This is a genomic window from Nonomuraea maritima, from assembly GCF_900100395.1.
Classification (GTDB): Bacteria; Actinomycetota; Actinomycetes; order Streptosporangiales; family Streptosporangiaceae; genus Nonomuraea; species Nonomuraea maritima.
In genome coordinates, this window is record NZ_FNFB01000056.1 from 1 (window position 1) to 19,752 (window position 19,752).

Genomic DNA, 19,752 nt, shown 5'->3' on the forward strand with positions numbered 1-19,752 from the left:
ACCTCCACGTCGTGGTGGTCTTCGGCCCAGTCATCACCCACGAACAGTCGCAACGGTCCTCCCGTTCTCGATGCCGATCACCTTCAGCAGCCTGCGGGAGAACCATCAGCGACCTAATCAAGCAGTGCTCACGCCTCTGCGGGCAGGCACGACATCCCATCAGCGATCAACTCTCCCGGCCGACCGGCAGGGGCACGGTCTTTCACCAGGACTCGATGTCCAGGAACCCAGAGTGCTCACCTGTCAGCGGCTACCACCAGGAGTCTGCCGGATGGCTTACTCCCAGAACTGATTAGGAACCCCCATGACCACCGATTCCGACTATCCCCTGGAGCGTGTGCCGCCCAGCGCCCGCTACTCCTGGTTGAACGTGGCCGTGCAGCGCTTCGGCCAGCTCTCCGACCTCACGCAGTTCCTGCTCGGCGCCACGCTGGGCGCCGGGCTGTCGTTCTGGGGCGCGTTCTGGGCGTTCACGCTCGGCTCGGTGATCCTGGAGGTGGTGTGCATCTTCGTGGGCATCGCCGGTATGCGCGAGGGCCTGTCCACCTCGATGCTGGCCCGCTGGACCGGCTTCGGCCGCTACGGCTCCACACTCATCGGCGTGATCATCGCGCTGAGCCTGTTCGGCTGGTTCGGTGTGCAGACGGCGGTGTTCGCCTCCGGTCTGCACTCGATCATGTCGTGGCTGCCGCTTCCGGTGTGGGCGCTGGTCGCCGGGCTCGGCGTGACGCTGCTCGTCGTACGCGGGTTCAAGGCGATGGGCATGACCGCGTTCATCACCGTGCCCGCCTTCCTCGGCCTGGCCGGATGGGCGATGTGGGTGGAGATCTCCCGGCACGACCTGGGCACCCTGGTGGCCTCGCCGCCGTTCGGCGAGCCGATCACCATCGCGACCGGCGCCACCATCGTCGCGGGCTCGTACATCGTCGGCGCGGTGACCACGCCCGACATGACCCGGTTCAACCGCAACACCGGTGACGTGGTCAAGCAGACCCTCGTCGGCATCTCGCTCGGCGAGTACGTCCTCGGCCTGGCCGGCGTGCTGCTCGCGTACGCGGTCAAGTCGTCGGACGTGATCGCGATCATCACCGCCTCCTCCGGCGTGGTCGGCGTGATCGTGCTCATCTCCGCCACCGTCAAGATCAACAACTGGAACCTGTACTCGGCCGCGCTCGGCCTGCTCAACGCCGTGGAGTCGACGACCGGCCGGCGGCTGAACCGGGTCGCGGTGACTGTGGGCATCGGCGTGCTGGGCAGCCTGCTGGCGGCGGCCGGCATCCTGGAGCGCTTCACCGACTTCCTGCTGATCCTCGGCGTCATCACGCCGCCGGTCGCCGGGATCATGGTCGCCGAGTACTTCATCGTGCGGCGCTGGCGGCCGGCGCTGGACGAGTCACGCGCCCGCGGCGCGCTGCCCGACACCGAGCCGACCTGGGTGCCCGCCACGTTGGTCATCTGGGCCGCCGCGGCGCTGGTCGGGTGGCTCAGCGACCACTACCAGTGGATCGGCATCCCCGCACTGAACTCCCTGCTGCTCGCCGGGCTCGCGTACATCGTGGCCGGCCGGCTGGGCCTGGTCCGCGGCACGCGGGAGATCCCCGTGGAACAGCCCGCGACCGCCTCCTGAACGACCGACAGAAAGCTCCCTCATGCGTATCGGCATCGACGTGGGCGGCACCAACACCGACGCCGCCCTCATCGGCGACGACGGCCAGGTGCTGGCCGGCGTCAAGCGTCCCACCACTGAAGACGTCACCGGCGGCATCGCCTCCGCCCTCACGGCGCTCGGCGCCACCCGGGTGTCCGCGGTGATGATCGGCACCACCCACTTCGTCAACGCCCTGGTCGAGGCGGCCCGGCTGGAGCCGGTCGCGATCGTGCGGCTCGGCCTGCCCGCCACGGCCGCGCTGCCGCCCCTGGTTGACTGGCCGGATCGGTTGCGGCAGGTCGTGGAGGGCGCAACGTACCTGTGCCACGGAGGTTGCGAGTACGACGGCACGCCCATCTCCGAACTCGACCCCGAGGAACTGCAGCGGGTCGCGGACGACATCAGGCGGCGCGGCCTGCGCACCGTGGCGATCTCGTCCGCGTTCTCGCCGGTCAGCGACGAGCACGAACGGCGCGCCGCGGAGCTGCTGGCCGCCGAGCTGGGCCCCGAGGTCCACCTGTCGCTGTCCGCGGAGATCGGCCGGGTCGGCCTGCTGGCCAGGGAGAGCGCCACCATCGTGAACGCCGCGCTGCGCCCGCTGGCCGACCACACGGTGGCCGCGTTCGCCGAGGCGCTGCGGGTGGCGGGCATCACGGCGCCGCTGTTCCTGTCGCAGAACGACGGCACGCTCATGGACGTCGAGCAGGCCCGCAGGTACCCGGTGGCCACGTTCGCCTCCGGCCCGACGAACTCGATGCGCGGGGCCGCGTACCTGTCGGGGCTGACCGACTGCGCGGTGGTGGACATCGGCGGCACCACCAGCGACGTGGGCATTCTCGTCGGCGGGTTCCCGCGCGAGGCCGCCGGCGAGGCGCTGGTCGCGGAGGTGCGCACCAACTTCCGCATCCCGGACGTGCTGTCCATCGGCATCGGCGGCGGCTCGATCGTGGCCGACGACGGTACGACAGGGCCGCGCAGCGTGGGTTTCCGGCTGACCGACGAGGCGCTGGTGTTCGGGGGCGACACCCTCACCGCGACCGACCTCGCGGTGGCCGCCGGCCTGGCCTCGATCGGTGACCCCGCCCGAGTCGCCCACGTGAGCCCGGAACGGCCGCTCAAGCTCATCGCCGAGCGCGTCGCGGAGGCGGTCGACCGCATGCGCACCTCCCCCGCGCCGCTGCCGGTGGTGCTCGTGGGCGGCGGCAGCATCCTGGTGGACGAGCTGCCGGGGTTCGACGACGTACGCCGTCCTGACCACTTCGAGGTCGCCAACGCGGTCGGCGCGGCCATCGCCCAGGTGGGCGGCGAGGTGGACCGGGTGTTCTCCGGCCCGCGCGAGCAGGTGCTGGAGGAGGCCCGCGGTGAGGCGATCGCCCGCGCCGAGCGGGCCGGGGCGCGCCCGGGCAGCGTGCGGATCGTGGACGTGGAAGAACTGCCGCTCGCCTACCTGCCTGGCAACGCGACCAGGATCAGGGTGAAGGCGGTCGGCGACCTGGACCTGGAGAAGATCGATGCGTGAGATCACCGCCGACCGGCTGGACGACATGGCGCGCGGCGCCGGCATCCTCGGCACCGGGGGCGGCGGCGACCCGTACGCGGGCAAGCTGCTGGCCCGCGAGGCGATCCGCAAGCACGGCCCGGTGCCGCTGGTGGCGATCGACGAGGTGCCCGCGGACGCGACCGTGGTCGCGATCTCCGGCATGGGCGCGCCGACCGTCCTGCTGGAGAAGCTGCCCGCGGGCACCGAGGAGCTGGCCGCGCTGCGCGCGCTGGAGGCGACGCTCGGCCGGCCCGCCACGCACATCGTGCCGATCGAGATCGGCGGCGTGAACTCGATGATCCCGATCGCCGCGGCCGCGCAGGCCGGCCTGCCGATCGTGGACGGCGACGCCATGGGCCGGGCCTTCCCCGAGGCGCAGATGGTGCTGCCGACGCTGATCGGGGTGTCGAACACGCCGATGGCGGTGGCCGACGACAAGGGCAACACCCTGGTGCTCAACGCGGTCTCGAACCTCTGGGCCGAGCGGCTGGCGCGGGCCGCGTGCGTGCAGATGGGCTGCCAGGTGTCATGCGCCGACACGGTGATGCGCGGCGACCAGCTGCGCGACGGGCTGGTGCCTGCCACCCTGACGCTGGCGGAGGACCTGGGCCGGGCGGTGCGAGAGGCGCGGACCCGGCACGCCGACCCGGTGGCGGCGGCGACGGAGGTGCTGTCGGGCGTCGAGCTGTTCCGCGGCAAGGTGGTGGACGTCGAGCGGCGCACGACCGGCGGTTTCGCCCGCGGCCAGGCGCGCCTGGAGGGCACCGGGGTGCTGGAGCTCAGCTTCCAGAACGAGCACCTGCTGGCGCGCTTGGACGGCGAGATCGTGGCGACCACGCCGGACCTGATCTGCGTCCTCGACACCGACTCGGGCGAGCCGGTGACGACGGAAGCGATGCGGTACGGCCTGCGCGTGACCGTCATCGGCGTCCCCTGCGACCCCCGCTGGACCTCACCGGGGGGCCTCGCCCTGGCGGGCCCGCGCTACTTCGGCTACGACTGCGACTACCAGCCACTGCCGATGTCGTCGTAGCGATCCGCTGGTCGCCCTCATCGACGAACACCACATGCGCCGGCGCTCTGATCAGAGCGCCGGCGTTTCCATGTCGCGACCTGCCCCGGCGTTCTCATGAGCGATCCATTCGCCCTCCTTGACGACGACGGGCGGGGACGGCTGTGCGGGCCAGATCTGCAGGTAGTGGTGGTTTCCGTCGGTGTACAGGTGCTCCTCGATCGTGCTCCGGACGTGATAACGCAGCCGGTACAGGCCCGGACCGGCGGGCAGCGCGGGAAGACGGCGCAGCTCCGTGTCGTCCCAGTCCATGCACCAACCGAGCAGGGAGACCTCCCCGGTCGTCGACGTGAAGTCGATCTCCACGATCTCCTCGTACCCGTCGAGGTCGGCGCCCGGGTCGTGATCGGCGACGGTCACCGTGAAGGGGATGCCTCGGCCGTGCTGATACATGATCGCCAGTTCAGCCATGACCTTCCACACCGTGACGAGCGCGACGGACCCCACCACGTCGCCCACGGCGTCGCCGTCCCCGTCCATCAGCCGGACAGCACCGCAGTCCTCGACGTCCACTTCCAGCCGGACGGTCTCCACATAGGGGCTCACGAGCGGCGAGCGTAGAGCCCGCCACCGACAAAGCGGCTGGGGGCGACCCTCGCCGTTTGCATGACACTAGCAAAACGGTTACGGTCATGTCATGAGCGAGCATTCTCCCCCGCTCGTCCCGGTCCCCTGCTGACGATGGTCACCGAGCGGGAGGTAATCCCGGGCCGGCCCGGGTCCCACGAACGGGCCCAACCGGCTCACCCTCGTCGAGAGGGTCGCTTCACCCCCTGAGCGGCCAGGTTCCGGCCGGCGCGCGCTTCGCCATGCCCAGGCTCGCCCTCGTCCACCGAAGGCGGCGCCGTGGCAACCGGCCGGACACGCGAGCGCATGTGGCCACCGGCCACACGCGAGTGCATCACCGGACCACTCATGCGCCTCAGCCGCGACGGCCGAGGCAACCCCGTACCGATCACCGAAGGAAGATCCATGTCCACCGACGCCGGCCTCGGCTACGAGGTCTTCATCTCCGACCCGATCCCGATGAACATGACCGAGCCGGTCCCCAACGGCGACCGTCGCAGGTTCTCCCCGCTGTCCACGACCCTGGTGCACGGCGAGCGCGACGCCGTACTCGTCGACCCGCCGATGACCACCGACCAGGCCGTCGCCGTGGGCGACTGGGTCGAGAAGTCGGGCAAGAACCTCACCCACATCGTCGTCACCCACGGACACGGCGACCACTGGTTCGCCGCCGGCCCCCTCGTGGAGCGGTTCCCCGGCACCAAGGTCGTCGCCGGCGCCGGGACGATCGAGCAGATGAAGTTCCACGCCTCCGCCGAGGTCCGCGCCGCGGTCTGGGACAAGGGATTCCCCGGGCAGATCCCGACCATCCCGGTCCACGCCGAGACCGTGCCGGACAACCGCTTCCAGCTCGAAGGCCACGACCTGGTCATCGTGGAGGTCGGCCACAGCGACACCGACGACACCTCCGTCCTCCATGTCCCCGATCTGGAGCTGGTCGTGGCGGGCGACGTCATCTACAACGGCGTCCACCAGCACCTCGGCGAGTCCGCGAACGGCGGTCGCGACCTCTGGCAGTCCGCCATCGACATCGTCGAAGGCCTCCAGGCCCGCTGGATCGTCGCCGGCCACAAGAACAAGGCCCTCGACGACGAAGCGCACCGCACCATCGACGAGACCCGCGGCTACCTCCGCGCCACCGACGAACTGTTCCCCGCTCACGACAACGCCCTGGACTTCTTCAACGCCATGCTCAACCGCTACCCCGAGCGCCTGAACCCCGGCGCCCTGTGGTCGGGAGCCCTGGCCCTCTACAAGTGATGACCCACGGCCGGTACCGGGCGCTGCCGGGGGGACGCGCCAGATACCGGCCTCAGGCGCCGCCGATCAGGGGGCGCGGTCGGCGGAGATCCCACCGCCGACCGCCCAGCACGCCTGTGTCACCCTGAAAGGACGGTCACCACGAAAGGCAGGTACGTCACCGTGCAGTGGATCGCGACGGAGCGCATCTCCGGGATGGTCCCGGCCCCGGGGGGCCTGGCCTTCGTCCAGGACCTCCTGAACTCCACCTCCGACCGCCTGCCGGCGCCCACGCACAAGTACCCGGACCTGCTCCTCGACCTCGCCTCCGCACAGGAATGGCTGGCTGCGGCCGTGAAGTCGCTCGGCGAGGCCCACGGCGTCGACCTGTCCGGCCCCTCGCTCTCGGAGAAGGACCTCCCCCACCTGCGAGAAGTGAGAGAGGAACTCCGCCGCCTGATCTCCGACCCCACCGACGCCCGCCCCACCCTCCTCGTCGCCGCCACCGTGACGATCGAGACCGTCCCCGGGCCACGCTTCGTCACCGCGCCCACCGGTGAAGGATGGCGCTGGGTCGCCTCCGCGGTACTGACGGAATGCCTCACTGCCCAACAGGACGGCACCTGGCACCGCCTGAAGATCTGCCCCAACCCCCAGTGCGTCGCCACTTTCTACGACCGAACCCGCAACAACAACGGCGTCTGGCACAGCACCCGCACCTGCGGCAACCCCGCCAACCTCCGCGCCTCCCGAGCCCGTAAACGCGAGTCGGCGCACTGAGCGACCACGCGACCGCCTCACCGACGAGCGGCCGCACTGCGATTCAGCCCTGGAAAATGCACCGTAGTTTCAGAAAATACCTCGTCCCGCTCCTAGTTGTAGTAGTTCACTTCTGCTGAATTGTTGTACGAGCCGGTGACGTTCTTCGTGTCTCCGATATGGATGTCGCCGACGTTGAGACCGAGCAATCCCGGCCCAGGCGGAGCAGGGGAATCGGTGACGACGACGTTTGTGGTGGCGTAGGAGACGGCGCATTCGGGGCTGGCGTTGAAGACGGCTGTGACGGTGTGCGTCCCCGTCGTGGAGAAGCTCCTGATGAGCGACGCGTCCCCGTTGGCGGCGATCGGCACCGTCGCCAGAAGATCGCCGTCGTCAAAGAAGCTCATCCCGAGGGAGGTGCTGGTGTCGGCACATCCGCTGAGGTGGGCGGACAGGACCACGTACTGCCCGATGGCGGCCGACGACGGCGACGCGGTCAGCGTCGTCGTGGTGGGTGCCTGAGTCTGGGCCGATGCCTGCGGAGCACAGGTCACCGCTCCTGCCAGTGCCCCCAGCACCATGAGGGCCCCACTCAGTCGATTCCTGTATCGAGTTTTCATTGAATTTCCCCCTGATCGCTTGATCGACGAGACGGAGCCACGTACGATTCCGCCCCTGCCGCTCGGAGCAATAAAATATCGGGATTCCAGCGACGATTTCGCGTACCGAGCTGCAAGTATCACTGCCGACATCGAGATGATCAAAACGAAACGCCAATGGTGAGTACGCGTTCATGTGACCGTCAGCTTGTCGTGCGTTATCCGGCCGGCAAGGGCATGTCTTATGCGGCTTATGCCTGATGAACCGGAACAATCTCGAACTGCCGTACCGTCGGGGCGTTGCGCGCCCGGCCGGCGCTCGCCCCGCGCGAACGGTACCTTCGCGACAACCTGGGCAACCCCGGTAGCCTGCAGCTCAATCCACGGGAGCCTCGAGCGGCTCAGGTCACATTCTTTGCGGATCGTACAGGCTGTATCAGCAAGGCCCCGCCGGAGATGTTCGCCCTCACGATGTTCGGCCGCCGCCCGACCGCGCGCGGTTGCCGCCATCGCCCAACCGGTGAGGCCGCACCACGTGATCACATGGTGACCCATTGATGATCTTGACCGTCAGTCGGATCTCTGGCTTGATCAGGACGTTCTCTTCTGTCCTTGGTACTGCTCGGAGCGGAGTACACGTGCGCTTGTCACCCACTGAACGGCCGGACGTCAACCGGCCGGCTCGCCGATTAATCAGCCTGCTGGGTTCCATGACCTTGACGGCCGGGCTCGTCGTCACCGCGCCATCCGCTGCCTCAGCCGCCGACTCGATGACCGACCTCGGCGTTCGCCTCAGCATCGCCGACCACAGCGAGGTCTCCGCAGGAGGAGACAAGGTCTTCGTGTCCGCCGGTGACCGCGTCCTGATCACTGATACCGAAGGCGTGCTGCTCGGCGCCGTCACCGACCTCCCCGGCGTGGAAGAGCTCGTGGCGACACCGGACGGCGTCCACGCCTACGCGGCACTGTCGGACTCACACCAGGTCGTGGAGATCGACGCCGCCACCATGGCTGTCACCCGGCGGATCGACTTCACGGCGTACTCGTGCCTGACCGACCTGGCTCTGTCCGGACAGACACTGTGGACGGCCCATGGGTGCGACCCGTACGCCGGTAGTGTCGTCACGCGTCTCGACGTGGCTGCCCCGGACCCGCAACCGGTAACGGTTCTGACCGGACAAGGCACCACACCGAAGATTGCCGTAGCGGGCAACACCCTGCTGCTCAACCTTCCTGACACCGCTCCCGCCGATGTCGCGGTGTACGACGTGAGCACCGGTTCCGCTACGTTGCGCGGTGAGATCGACGGGGGTGACCCGGGCACGAGCTCCCAGCCTGGTCTCACCATCACCCCGGACGGCTCCACAGCTGTTCTGGCATTCTCGCGCGGGCTCGAGTCGTGGGATCTCGCGAGCCTGACGAAGCTCCGGGACTACGGCCAGAACCCGGCGGCCCCGGGCCAGGTGATCGAATTCGCCGTCAGCCCGGATGGCGATCACCTCGCCGGCGGCTGGCTGGGCGATCGAGGTGTCGAACTGTACGACCTGGCCACGGGAGCCATCACGTACACGCAGAAGATCCCCAGCGGATGGCCCACCCCCAGAATCCTCACCATGACCATCGTCGGCAACGGCGTCTTCAGCGTCCTCTACACCTCCGGCACCACCAACCTGCGCCTGTGGCGGCTGGAGGACGCCGCCCTGCTGCCCTCGTCCGTGGCCCTGTCGGCCCCAGCGGAAGAGGCGACAGCGCTGGAACCCGTCAAACTGACCGGCCGGCTCACCCTGCCTGAAGGAATGAACCCAGGCCTACGGGCCTTGAAGGTGACCCGCCGTCTTCCGGACGGAACCAGCACGCAACTCCCCTACGCCAAGACGAAGCTGGACGGCTCCTTCTCCATCACCGACACCCCACCGAAGGCCGGAACGGTCAGCTACGACGCGAGCTGGCCCGGCTCTGCCACCGTCCGCGGCAGTACGGCGTCTGCGTCCGTTGCTGTCGCCCGCCAGTCCTCGTCGCTCACCCTGCACGGCAACACAGAACAGATCGTCGGAAACCGGCTCTACCTCTGGGGAACCTTGAAGTTCGGAGACCATGCACCCACCACCAGCCCGTCCCTGACAGTGATCCGTGCCAACCCTGACGGCACCAGCACGGAACTCGGCACGACGCAGGTCGCCGCGAGCGGAGGCTTCAAGATCGGCGACACGCCCGACCAAGAAGGCGAATACCTGTACAGCGTGGTGTTCCTCGGCGACGACACCGCCGAAGGCACGATTGAGGCCCATTCCGTCACTGTGCGAGCCGGTGATTGAAACCGCTGACGTTCAGTGGTCGTAGGCGAGCAACGACCGCTTGATCTGCTGGCCGGTCCTGTCGTTCGACCAGATCGCCGAGGGCCGGGGCCAGAGCGCGGACCAGCACCCGAACGACCCGCCGGCACGGGAGCCCCCGTCACCACGCAGAAGCACAGGTCAGACGGGGGCTTCTGCCGGCCGCCCGTACGATCGGGCGACACGAGCGGGAGCTGGGTCATCCAAGCGATCAGAAAACTGGTGATGGATACGGGCTGCCGGCCGGGCTTTCTGCTCCGCGATCGGGACGAGAACTTCCCTCACACTCATGGACGGGATGCGAGTGCCGTGTCCTGGAGCTTCTCGCTGCTGGTGGTCAGGTGCGGCGGGCGTAGGTGTGCGGGTCCACGGGCTGCTCGGACCGGGGGAGGCCGCTGACCACGAGGCGGTAGGAGTCGGTGACGAGCTCCTTCACCAGCTTCTCGTCCACGGTGCCCCCGCCGCCCACCGTGATCCAGTGCCGCTTGTTCATGTGGTAGCCGACGGTGATGTCCGCGTACTGCTCGCGCAGGGCTGCGGCGTCGTCGGGATCGGCTTTGAGGATCACGACGGGGTGCCCCGGCATGTCGGTCATGAGCATGAAGACCTTGCCCCGCACCTTGTACAGGTGCCAGTCGGGGCGTTGCTCCAGGTCAGCTCCGGGCAGCCCCACGCCGTGGTCGCCCGCCGTCTTCTGCAGTTCCTGTCCGTCCAAGGTGCTCAGCTCCTCCATCGAACATCCGCTCCCTACGGGCGTACGCGGATGACGGTCTTTCCGTTGCGGCGCGCGGTCGGGTTGAGGGCACCGATGGCGTCATCGAAGTTCGCGACGTCACCGATGTTGGTCCGCAGCCGCCCGTCCCGCACCCGCTGTACGATCTCGACCAGTTCGGCACGATCGGCCTCGACGACGAAGTCCACCGCCAGGCCGTCATCGGGCCGCGCCTCAACCGGGCCGACGACGGACACCAGCGTCCCTCCGGGCTTGATCAGGGCAGCGGACCGCCGCTGAACGTCGCCGCCGATGACATCGAAGACCAGATCGACGGCCCCGACGTCCTCCAGCGCGTCGTTCTCGAGGTCGACGAACTCGTGCGCGCCGAAGTCGAGTGCCTTGTCACGGTCGGCGGCGCGTCCGGTGCCGATGACGTAGGCGCCGGCCTCACGGGCGAGCTGGGTCACCATCGTCCCGACCGCCCCGGCTGCGCCGTGGGCGAGGATGGTCTGTCCGGCCTGAAGGCGGCCGTGCTGGAACAGCCCCTGCCACGCGGTCAGTCCTGAGATCGGCAGGGACGCCCCCACGACGAAGTCGACGTCGCCGGGCAGCGGTGCGAGGTTGCGTGCTTCGATCGCCACGTACTCGGCGAGGGTGCCGTCGCGGTGCCAGTCGGCGAGGCCGAACACCCGCTGCCCGACCGACAGCCCCGTCGTGCCGTAGCCGAGGGCGGAGACCACTCCGGCCAGCTCGTGGCCGGGGATCGACGGTGTCTTGTCATGGCCGGCCCGATCGGTCCAGGTTGACGGCCACTCCATCTCGGTCGGGACGAATCCCGATGCATGAATCCGTACGATGACGTCGTTGATCGCCGCCTGCGGCTCAGGCCGCTCCGTCAGCGTCATCCCGGCGATTCCCGCGGCCGGGTCGGTTACGACGATGGCTTTCATTGGATCGTCCTTTCTCAGATGAAGGTGAACAGCTGGTCGGCGTCGAATCGCGAGATCGGGTTGTGGTACACCTTCTTCGGGTCGGGGTAGCCGAGGGCCAGCAGGACCGTCGTGCTGTGTCCGGTCTCGCGGATCTTGAACGCCTTGTCGACACTGGTCGGGTCGAACCCCTCCAGCGGGGTGGCCTCGACGCCGAGCTCGGCGGCCGCCATCATGGTCAGGCCCACCGCCATGTACGTCTGCTTCTCCATCCAGTGGTTCACGTCCTTGTAGGCGTAGTTGCGCAGGCTGAGGAAGTCTCGGGTCATCGATTCCCACAGCTCCTGCTTCGACAGGTCAGGGAACCGGCCGTCGACCCTCTCCTTCGCGAACACCGCCTCGAGGTGGCTGTCAGGCACATCTGCCCGGGTGGTGAGGATGATGGTGTGCGACGCGTTCAAGACTTTCTCCGCGTTGTCCTTGAATCGTTCGCCCAGGTTGGCGGCGAGCCGCTCTTTGCCTTCTGGTGTGGCGAGAACGTAGAAGTGGTTGGGTTGCACGTTCACCGATGTCGGCGTGGAGCGCAGGAACCTCAGCAGCTGCTGAAGGGTCTCCTCCGGAATGGTCCTGCTGGGGTCGAAGTACCTGGTGAGGTGCTTGCTCATGAGCTTGTCGAGATCCATGTCGATCTGCCTTCCTTCTGCGATGAGTGGGTGTGGACGGTGGTTCGCGCGCTGGAGCGCTTGACCCTGCGGCTCGGCGGGACGCCGAGGCTCATCCCTGCGTACCGACCGGGCTGGCGGCGGGGATGTCGATGTCGGTCTGGTTGACGTTGTTGATGAAGTTGGTCAGCAGGGCCTGCACCGCGACCGTGACGATCGCCAGGATCTGCGGGTCGGTGTACCCGGCGCCTCGCACAGCGGCCAGGTCGGCGTCGCTCACCCGACCGCGGCTCTCCACCACCTGCTGAGCGAATCGAGCGACCGCGGCGCGCTTGGGATCGATCGAGCTCCCGGCCCGGGCCAGGTCGATGTCGTCGCTCGACATGCCACCGAGTTCGGACGACACGTACGAGTGCACCGCCAGGCAGTAGTCGCAACCGTTGGCCTCCGACACGGCGAGCGCGATGGTGTGCCGCGTCCTCGCGTCCAGCACCCGGGCCAAGGAGCCCTGCAGTGTCATGACGACGTCGAGAACGGCCGGATTCGACGCGAGAGTCGCGAACATGTTCGGGACGAAGCCGAACTGCATGCCGACCTTGTCGAGGGTGTTCCGCACGTGGGCGGGGACATCGCCGTACTCGGGAGCGTTCAGTCGTGACATGGCGAAGCAGCCTTCCGGTGAGTGTGTGAGTGGTCGTGGACCCGGCACATTTTTTGGGCTGTCCGGCCCACTCCCAGGAGTGAACACTACTCGCCTCTGGGCTGTCAAGCCCAATTTGAGGTACTGTGAAGCATGACCACGACGACTACGGCTCCGCCGCCCCACAAGCTCACGTCCAAGGGACAGGCGACGCGGGCCCGGATTCTGGAGCAGGCCGCGGAGCTCATCTACACCAAGGGCGTCCACGCGACGAACAACGAACAGCTCCGCCGCGCCGCCGGCGTCAGCGGATCGCAGCTCAACCACTACTTCCCGACCAAGGAGAGTCTCGTCCTTGCCGTGATCGGCTGGCAGGCCGAGCGCGTTCTCACGCTCCACCGCAGTGAACGATTCACCCGCTTCGACAGCTTCGACGCGTTTCGAGCATGGGCCGATTTCTACGTCAGTTACGAGCGCGCCTACCAGGAAGGCTGCACCCTCGGCTCCCTGGCGAGCGAGATCATCAAGACGGACCTTGACGTTCACGACGAGCTCGCGAGTTCGTTCGACCAGTGGAGGAGCGTCTTCCGCGACGGAATCGAACGCATGCAGCGACTCGGCCGCCTCAGCGCCGAAGCGGATCCCACTCAGCTGGCCAACCTGCTCCTCGCCGCCTTCCAGGGCGGCATGCTCCTCTCCCAGGTCGCACGGGACATCACTCCACTGAAGGACGCATTGCAGACAGCCATCGACCACGTACAGACCTTCGCGACCTCTCCCGACACCGACGGACGTGGTGCATGAATCGATCTCGAGCGATCCTGTTTCCACGGGTGGAGGGGTAAGCGTCTGCGCACTCCGAGCCGGAGTGTCGCCGGCGACGAGCCCGACCCGGGCTTCGGCCGGCACGTCCAGGCCCATGCACCGGCCGGCTTCGGTCCACTCGGCCGGCACCGCACTGCCGTTGGTGACGATTCGGTCAGATGGCCAAGCCTGCCCCTCCGGACACGACGATCTCCTGCCCGGTGATGTACGCAGCGTCGTCCGAAGCCAGAAAAGCAACAGTCCCGGCGACGTCTTCCGGCGTCCCGAGGCGACCGAACGGGTTGTGCTCGGCCATCGCCTTCATCGTCCCTGCGACGTCTTCGGTTGCCGTCCGGATCGATGCCCGCGTCATCGGGGTGTCGGTCATTCCCGGGCTGACCGCGTTGATGCGGATGCGGCGCGGCGCGAGCTCAAGGGCCAGCGTCGGGATCATGGCCAGCATCGCGCCGTGGGACCCGGCAGCGACGCAGCTACCGGTCAGGCTGCGCGTTGCCCCGATCCCCGCGGTGACGATCACCGAAGCACCGTCGGACAGCAGCGGCAACGCCTTGGCCAGGGTGAAGAACACCCCTTTGGTGTTGACGGCGAACACCTCGTCGTACCCGGCTTCGTCCCAGGTCTCCAGCGTCATCGGATGGTTCACGCCGGCGTTCAGGAACAGCGTGGTCAGCTCGCCGAATCGCGCCTCGACCTCGGACATGACCCGGTCGGTGTCCGAGAGCGACCGCGCGTCGGCCTGCAGGACCAGGACATCGTCGGGCAACTCCTCCCGCGCCCGAGCGACGCTCTCCTGACGGTGTCCGGTGACAGCGACGCGGTAACCGCGCTCGTGCAGCGTCCGCGCGGCCGCCTTCCCGATCCCGCTGGTGCCGCCCGTGATCAGGGCTGTACGTACCGACATGACCATCACTCCCTCTTCGTTGTTGGCTCGACCGGGCAGCGCCGATGGCATCGCGTCGGTGCCGGGCGCGCAGGAGAACTTGCCGAAAACCACCGAAGGCAGGTTCAGGATGCGCAAGACGTCCAGCTGGTCCACCCAGGGCCTCTACTGGACTATATCGTCCAACTTCTCGAGGCCGACGCCGCAGATCGTGTCATCTCGACGAACGAGTGTCCCCTGCATAACACCGGGTTGTCTCACCAGCCCCATCTGACACAGGTCGCCTTTGAATGGACTTTGCAGTCCATACCTTTGTGCCAGCGCTGTGCGCGAGTTCCGGCGTGCGACTGCACGGTCGGCCGTGCTCCTTCGCCTGGCCTACGCCTCCCGCGGTCTGGGAGATCCTCAAACAGGCACCGACGCCCGAACGGGCCTCCACCGCATGGGCCGAATTCCTGCACTCTCAGGCCGACGCCCTACTGGCCGGCGATCTCATCGCCGACCGGCCAACCGAGTCATCCAGGCACTCAGGAATCTGGTGATGAATCTGGCAGATGCGGGCTGCCGGGCGCGCTTGCCGGGCCGAGACAGGGACCAGCAAGCTGCCAGGGCGCATCCGATCCCCCATAACCACAGTCAGAGCACGATCAACTCGAACCTGCGGCCGTCGGATCAGAAGTGGATAACCCTTCATGGGCTTCGCACAGCCTCTGATCTGCGGAATGAGGCGTCGGGGGTCAGCCGAAGACGGAGATCATCCCCGTGCATATCCCGCGACGCCTATCGAGTAGCCACGGCTCCCTATGATCCCTCTTGGTCTCCATCACTGACGGGCATGCAAGGGGTACAGGGCATGGCTTCTGCTTCCTTGCGGCACACCTATGCTCTTATGGCCGAGCCGAGGAAGGAACCTCTCCACACGGTCCTGTGGACGCCGGCTCGGCCGAGCTAGACGCTGGCGTGGATGTGCTCGCGCCGTGTGCTTTCCCTGTGTGACAACGGTCTCAAAGTTTGTACAGCTTGTTGAACGGTGTAGTGATTCGTTCCTGCCGCGATCCGAAATCGACGACCACGGCGATCTCGTCTTCCACAGCGATGACGACGCCGAGACCATACCGATCATGGGTCACTTGGTCGTTCACGCTGAACCGCTCGGCAGGCGGTTCGGGGGGCGGGGGCTTGAAGGGACTTGTGGACAAGTGGCGGCGGGGCGCGCCGCTGGCTGACTTCATCCTTACCAGTATGTGCCGCCTGCGAGAACGCTCGCGACGGGGGACGGTCATAGCCCTGCAAATGACCAAGGCGCGAGTCTGGATCAGCGTCCTGACCTGGGCCTTCGCACGTGGATCGGGTGACGGCAATTGAACCCGCGCTGCCAGCTCGGGAACTGCGAGGATCACGGCAGGTGAGGGCTGGTTGCGTCCACCCTCATAGTGCGACGCTCCGCCAGCCACACCATCGCCGTCACGCTGGCTGATTTGAAGTTGGCGATCGAGACGGATGTAGCGGGTCCTCTGCCAGCTGGGTGAACGCCCTCACCGCCCAGTCCGGCAGTGGCTTGTCCCGGCTGGCTTCGAGGACTGTCCTGGGCGGCTATGAGGCCACGCCGGTGCAGCGCCTCGACGGAAACGGCCCCCGGCGGCCGTCGCGGCGTTCGGAGTCGGCGAGGACTGCCGGCTCTTCCGTACGCGCACGGGCGGCGTGATCTCCGGCTCGGCGTACGCGAAGGTCTGGCAGGAAGCTCGGACGTACGCCTTCACGCCCGACCAGGTCGCCCCCCTGGCAGGCCGGCTGTACGACCTTCGGCACGCTGCCGTCTCGCTCTGGCTCAATGCGGGCGTGCACGCCCCGGAAGCGGCCGAGAGAGCGGGGCACGGTGTTGACGTGATGCTCCGGGTCTACGCCAAGTGCGTCGACGGCCAACAGGAGATCGCCAACCAGCGCATCTTGGAAGCGCTCGCGGCGTGACGCAGGAGCTACGGCAGGACCCCGGAACACCTCGGGGTCCTGCCGCCGTTCCAAGCCTCGAAACTCCCACGCCGACCTGGGAAACGTGGCTGCGAGCATTCCGCGTACGTTCCGTGAACGGTGGCACAGGGCTGCTTTCTGTGGCCTCCCGCTGCCTACGGGCCAACGGGGCCGATCATGCAAAAGACCAGCTCAGGCGGTGTTTGAGCTGGTCTTGGTTGCGCGCCCTGCAGGATTCGAACCTGCGACCGTCGGATTAGAAGTAGAGCGCCGATCAAAAGGCTCATGGCCCTTCCAACTTGCGCAGAAACCGTGGGACAACCGGTTGGCCATTGGCGCCATCCCGCATATGTCCCGCAACGGCGCCAAGCCACGTCCCCCCCGCTGGCCGGGCCGAGCGAGGAAACCCGGACCGGCGCTCGCCCGGCGATCGTAAGGGGTACTGGACGGCCGCCCGCGGTGGCGTTTACCAAACCGCATTAGCAGCTCGGGAGACCATCGTTCACGACCGTCCCGCTTGGACCAACACCCGTCGCCGGTCTTCCTGGAACGACCTGATACGGCAGTGAACTGCAACCCAAACTGCAACCCGGCCCGGCCACGACCCGGCGATCTCCTAGGAGTAAAGCCTCGCCCGTACTCCTCGCGAGACTTTGTGAAGTCATCAGGCCGCACCTCCCGGAGGTACTCGTAGCGCTCGGCGAAACTGTCGAGAGCCTCATGAATCGAGTCACCGAACTGGTCCCGCATGATCATCAAGGTCGGAAAGATACGTCCGCTGACGATGTGATTATCAATGGCGCCGCAGAGATCTCTCAGAGGAGCATCTTCCCGTGCTGTCGGCATGGGAACTGCATCGATCACGGCCCGTTGCGGCGCTCGCCTCGTCATCCGCGACTGGACTGTAGTTGTCGTAGGCGGTCGGTAGCATCCCACCCATGTTGCGGGCCGGAGACGTCGCGGCCATGCCCCTTCCGCTAGGCGGCTACGGCGCGTGCCAGGTAAGCGGAGCCAGCAAAGGCTTCGTGACGGTATGCACACTCGACTGGTACTCCGACGTGCTGCCCACACTCGATGAACTTGCCTTGGCCGCCCCGATGATCCTTGACCATCACAGCCGGTCGGGAGAACCGGATGCCCTCATGGTCGACAGCGCTGCTCCACCACCACCCGACCTCGTCTGGCTCGGACAGGTTCCGGTCCACGCTGACGCCCCATCTGAGACGAACGCCATCGGCATCTGGGAGAACATCCCGCGAAGCGTCGCCTACCAGCGGCGCTGGAATCTCCACGTGCCCTCAGCGGCCAAGGCGGCCTATCGAAACGCCACCCACGGCCTGGTCACGGTCGACCTCGGCGACGTGCCGCAGACCATGTACGCCACCACGTCGGACCTCACCATCCCTGCTCATCTCGCAGATGTTCGCTGGCCGGCCCTGGACGCGCTGCCACAGCTGACCACCCTGAAAATCTCGGGTCCCGATCGCGGCCTCACCAATGCGCTCACCACTCATCCCATCATCCAAAATCTGGTCTGGGACGATCCGCCGCACACAATTGATCTGAGCAGGACACACCTGACCACGCTGAAGCTCTCCGGCACCGGGCTACAACGACTGCGCCTGCCACGCGGACTCATCGACCTCTACCTGACGGGTGAGCCACCCGAAGCCGTCGAGGCGGCTGAGGAAGGGCGGTGGATCCATCTGAGCATGGCCTCGTCCGCGCGTGCCGTACCGCACGGCCTCCACGGACTTCGCCGCCTGAACCTCCAAGCATCCGGTGACCTGTCTCTGATCGCCTTTGAGGCCTTGACGGACCTGGAGTGCCTGCACATTTGCTGGAACCGCCCGCACGGCGGACTCCTCGACGCCTCCGACCTGAGCGGTTTCTCCCGGCTACATACCCTGCGGCTCACCGACGCCTACGGCGTAGACGCGTCCTCCCTACCGCATCCCGCCACCTCGATGCGCCTGCTGGAGGTCAACGGCATCCGGCGCAGCCAGTCCGAAGTGCTCATGGCCCGCTACCGGAGCACGCCTGTGCAGGCGACCGTGTGGGGTGCCAAATCCGACGTCTGGCTGGCGGCCAACATCGACAACCCGCTGCGCGATTGGGTCGATGACGACGAGCGGGCCGGCGCAGCAGCGTGCAAGGCCTACACATCCGCCCTTCGCGCCATCGACCGTCTGCCCGTCGACAATCCCGCCACGGCCATCGCAGCGCAGCAGATCTTGCAGAACCTGGTCGAGAAGCTCAACACGATCGACGAACGCTTCGAGATCATCGACACACTCCGGAGGGAAGAAGCCGCAGACGCCTTCTTCGCTCTGGCACAACGGCTCGGCGTCGCAGACTCCAAGGCAGCTGACTGGTTCGATGAGTGGCGTGACTTCTAAGCACGAACACGCCGCACCAAGATCGGTTTGGGGCTTATCCAAGGTGGAGCCTAGGAGATTTGAACTCCTGACATCCTGCTTGCAAAACGGCCTGATCTCCAGGCGAAACGGCCCCGACCTGTGCCGAGAACGTCCCGTGAGTGACCGTTAGGGTGGTCAACAGCGGTCAATCACTTAGACCTCGTCTCATTTGGTGAGTCGGCGGTAGCAGATGAGGGCTGCAGCGATCGCGACGAAGGAACCGAAGTGGTCGGCTCGGCGTTCGTAGCGACGGTGTAATCGGCGGGTTCCGGCCAGCCATGAGAACGTCCGCTCGACCACCCAGCGGTGACGGCCCAGGCGCTGGCTGGACTCGATTCCACGACGGGCGATACGCGGGACGATGCCGCGGCTGCGGAGGAAGGTCCGCAGGTGGGGATAGTCGTAGCCCTTGTCGCCATGGAGTTTGCCGGGCCGGCGGCGGCGTGGCCCGCGTCGGGAGCGGATGGGAGGGATGCCGCGTATGAGCGGTTCCAGGGCCTTGCTGTCGTGGGTGTTGGCTGCGCTGATCGCGACAGAGATGGGCAAGCCGGTTCGCTCGGTGATGATATGGATCTTCGAGCTTTTCTTGCCGCGGTCGACAGGATTCGGACCTGTCAGATCCCCCCTTTGGCCGCTCGGACGCTGACGGAGTCGATCGCGCACCGCGACCAGTCCAGTTCTCCACGGGCTCCGAGCTCGTCCAGCATGATCCGATACAGTTTCGCCCACACCCGGGCGGCGCTCCACTCGGCGAAGCGGCGGTGCACCGTCTGCCAAGAGGCCCCGAAGACGGGCGGGAGCTGACGCCAGGTACAGCCGGTGGTGGCCACGAACACGATCGCCGCCAGGATCAGACGGTCATCAGCCCGCCGCCGGCCACCACCCTGCGGACGGGTCGGCGAAGGCGGCACCACGCGTTGGAACAGCTCCCACAACTCGTCAGGGACCAGCCGGTC

The 19,752-nt window shown here is 67.2% G+C and carries 18 protein-coding genes and 1 pseudogene; 9 read left to right on the plus strand and 10 right to left on the minus strand.

Translation table 11 applies throughout. From position 1 onward, the window contains the following. Positions 1 to 304: 304 nt before the first annotated feature. From BLR04_RS38755 to BLR04_RS38765, 3 genes are read left to right on the plus strand one after another with little or no spacing between them, the layout of a single operon-like run. Positions 305 to 1,627, plus strand: coding sequence for a purine-cytosine permease family protein (locus tag BLR04_RS38755; RefSeq protein WP_090774154.1), 1,323 nt, complete (start codon positions 305 to 307; stop codon positions 1,625 to 1,627). A 22-nt stretch (positions 1,628 to 1,649) separates the two neighbouring features. Next, positions 1,650 to 3,167 carry a hydantoinase/oxoprolinase N-terminal domain-containing protein gene (locus BLR04_RS38760; RefSeq protein WP_090774155.1) on the plus strand — a complete coding sequence of 506 codons (1,518 nt, stop codon included), beginning with the start codon at positions 1,650 to 1,652 and terminating at the stop codon, positions 3,165 to 3,167. Continuing rightward, positions 3,160 to 4,221 carry an S-methyl thiohydantoin desulfurase family protein gene (locus tag BLR04_RS38765; protein ID WP_090774156.1) on the plus strand — a complete coding sequence of 354 codons (1,062 nt, stop codon included), beginning with the start codon at positions 3,160 to 3,162 and terminating at the stop codon, positions 4,219 to 4,221. Before BLR04_RS38760 ends, BLR04_RS38765 begins: the two co-directional genes overlap by 8 nt. Before the next feature lie 51 nt (positions 4,222 to 4,272). On the opposite strand, the gene BLR04_RS38770 is transcribed toward BLR04_RS38765, so the two are convergent. Then, positions 4,273 to 4,806: a hypothetical protein gene (locus BLR04_RS38770; RefSeq protein WP_143022429.1), complete on the minus strand. Its 534-nt coding sequence runs from the start codon at positions 4,804 to 4,806 to the stop codon at positions 4,273 to 4,275. Positions 4,807 to 5,232: 426 nt separating this feature from the next. Between BLR04_RS38770 and BLR04_RS38775 the strand changes: the two genes are divergently transcribed. Together BLR04_RS38775 and BLR04_RS38780 are read left to right on the plus strand one after the other, a co-directional pair. Beyond that, positions 5,233 to 6,087, plus strand: coding sequence for an MBL fold metallo-hydrolase (locus BLR04_RS38775; protein ID WP_090774158.1), 855 nt, complete (start codon positions 5,233 to 5,235; stop codon positions 6,085 to 6,087). Between the two features lie 162 nt (positions 6,088 to 6,249). Further along, positions 6,250 to 6,846: a CGNR zinc finger domain-containing protein gene (locus BLR04_RS38780; RefSeq protein ID WP_090774159.1), complete on the plus strand. Its 597-nt coding sequence runs from the start codon at positions 6,250 to 6,252 to the stop codon at positions 6,844 to 6,846. A gap of 92 nt (positions 6,847 to 6,938) precedes the next feature. On the opposite strand, the gene BLR04_RS40290 is transcribed toward BLR04_RS38780, so the two are convergent. After that, positions 6,939 to 7,406 (minus strand): Ig-like domain-containing protein, encoded by a 468-nt coding sequence (locus BLR04_RS40290; protein ID WP_143022430.1) that lies wholly within the window; start codon positions 7,404 to 7,406, stop codon positions 6,939 to 6,941. A gap of 656 nt (positions 7,407 to 8,062) precedes the next feature. Here BLR04_RS40290 and BLR04_RS38790 point away from each other — a divergent pair. Beyond that, complete coding sequence (locus BLR04_RS38790) at positions 8,063 to 9,739, plus strand: WD40 repeat domain-containing protein (RefSeq protein WP_143022431.1); 1,677 nt, start codon at positions 8,063 to 8,065, stop codon at positions 9,737 to 9,739. Between the two features lie 12 nt (positions 9,740 to 9,751). On the opposite strand, the pseudogene BLR04_RS41155 reads toward BLR04_RS38790, so the two are convergent. The 5 genes and pseudogenes from BLR04_RS41155 to BLR04_RS38810 form a co-directional block, all read right to left on the minus strand. Further along, a pseudogene (locus BLR04_RS41155) lies at positions 9,752 to 9,857 on the minus strand (IS982 family transposase); the annotation flags it as partial. A gap of 237 nt (positions 9,858 to 10,094) precedes the next feature. Continuing rightward, positions 10,095 to 10,490, minus strand: coding sequence for an MmcQ/YjbR family DNA-binding protein (locus tag BLR04_RS38795; RefSeq protein ID WP_218129341.1), 396 nt, complete (start codon positions 10,488 to 10,490; stop codon positions 10,095 to 10,097). Positions 10,491 to 10,504: 14 nt separating this feature from the next. Continuing rightward, on the minus strand, positions 10,505 to 11,422 hold the full coding sequence (locus tag BLR04_RS38800) for an NADP-dependent oxidoreductase (RefSeq protein WP_090774162.1): 918 nt from the start codon (positions 11,420 to 11,422) through the stop codon (positions 10,505 to 10,507). Between the two features lie 14 nt (positions 11,423 to 11,436). Beyond that, positions 11,437 to 12,084, minus strand: coding sequence for a nitroreductase family protein (locus BLR04_RS38805; protein ID WP_090774163.1), 648 nt, complete (start codon positions 12,082 to 12,084; stop codon positions 11,437 to 11,439). A gap of 91 nt (positions 12,085 to 12,175) precedes the next feature. Further along, on the minus strand, positions 12,176 to 12,724 hold the full coding sequence (locus tag BLR04_RS38810) for a carboxymuconolactone decarboxylase family protein (protein WP_090774164.1): 549 nt from the start codon (positions 12,722 to 12,724) through the stop codon (positions 12,176 to 12,178). 132 nt (positions 12,725 to 12,856) lie between these two features. Between BLR04_RS38810 and BLR04_RS38815 the strand changes: the two genes are divergently transcribed. Next, a complete protein-coding gene (locus BLR04_RS38815; RefSeq protein ID WP_090774165.1) occupies positions 12,857 to 13,507 on the plus strand; it encodes a TetR/AcrR family transcriptional regulator in 651 nt (216 codons plus the stop codon). A 175-nt stretch (positions 13,508 to 13,682) separates the two neighbouring features. Here BLR04_RS38815 and BLR04_RS38820 read toward each other — a convergent pair whose 3' ends face one another. Then, complete coding sequence (locus BLR04_RS38820; protein ID WP_218129342.1) at positions 13,683 to 14,564, minus strand: SDR family oxidoreductase; 882 nt, start codon at positions 14,562 to 14,564, stop codon at positions 13,683 to 13,685. An 848-nt stretch (positions 14,565 to 15,412) separates the two neighbouring features. Next, positions 15,413 to 15,640: a hypothetical protein gene (locus tag BLR04_RS38825; RefSeq protein WP_090774170.1), complete on the minus strand. Its 228-nt coding sequence runs from the start codon at positions 15,638 to 15,640 to the stop codon at positions 15,413 to 15,415. A 469-nt stretch (positions 15,641 to 16,109) separates the two neighbouring features. On the opposite strand from BLR04_RS38825, the gene BLR04_RS38830 reads away from it, so the two are divergent. Then, positions 16,110 to 16,376: a site-specific integrase gene (locus BLR04_RS38830; protein ID WP_342672337.1), complete on the plus strand. Its 267-nt coding sequence runs from the start codon at positions 16,110 to 16,112 to the stop codon at positions 16,374 to 16,376. Between the two features lie 938 nt (positions 16,377 to 17,314). Continuing rightward, complete coding sequence (locus BLR04_RS38840) at positions 17,315 to 18,775, plus strand: hypothetical protein (protein ID WP_090774166.1); 1,461 nt, start codon at positions 17,315 to 17,317, stop codon at positions 18,773 to 18,775. 186 nt (positions 18,776 to 18,961) lie between these two features. Here the strand turns inward: BLR04_RS38840 and BLR04_RS38845 are convergent. After that, positions 18,962 to 19,752, minus strand: a protein-coding gene (locus tag BLR04_RS38845; protein WP_218129343.1) for an IS5 family transposase whose coding sequence is annotated in 2 segments (ribosomal slippage) — positions 18,962 to 19,422 and positions 19,422 to 19,752 — 792 coding nt annotated over the 2 segments. Because the reading frame shifts where the segments join, the coding sequence is not laid out codon by codon here. This gene is flagged as partial in the annotation.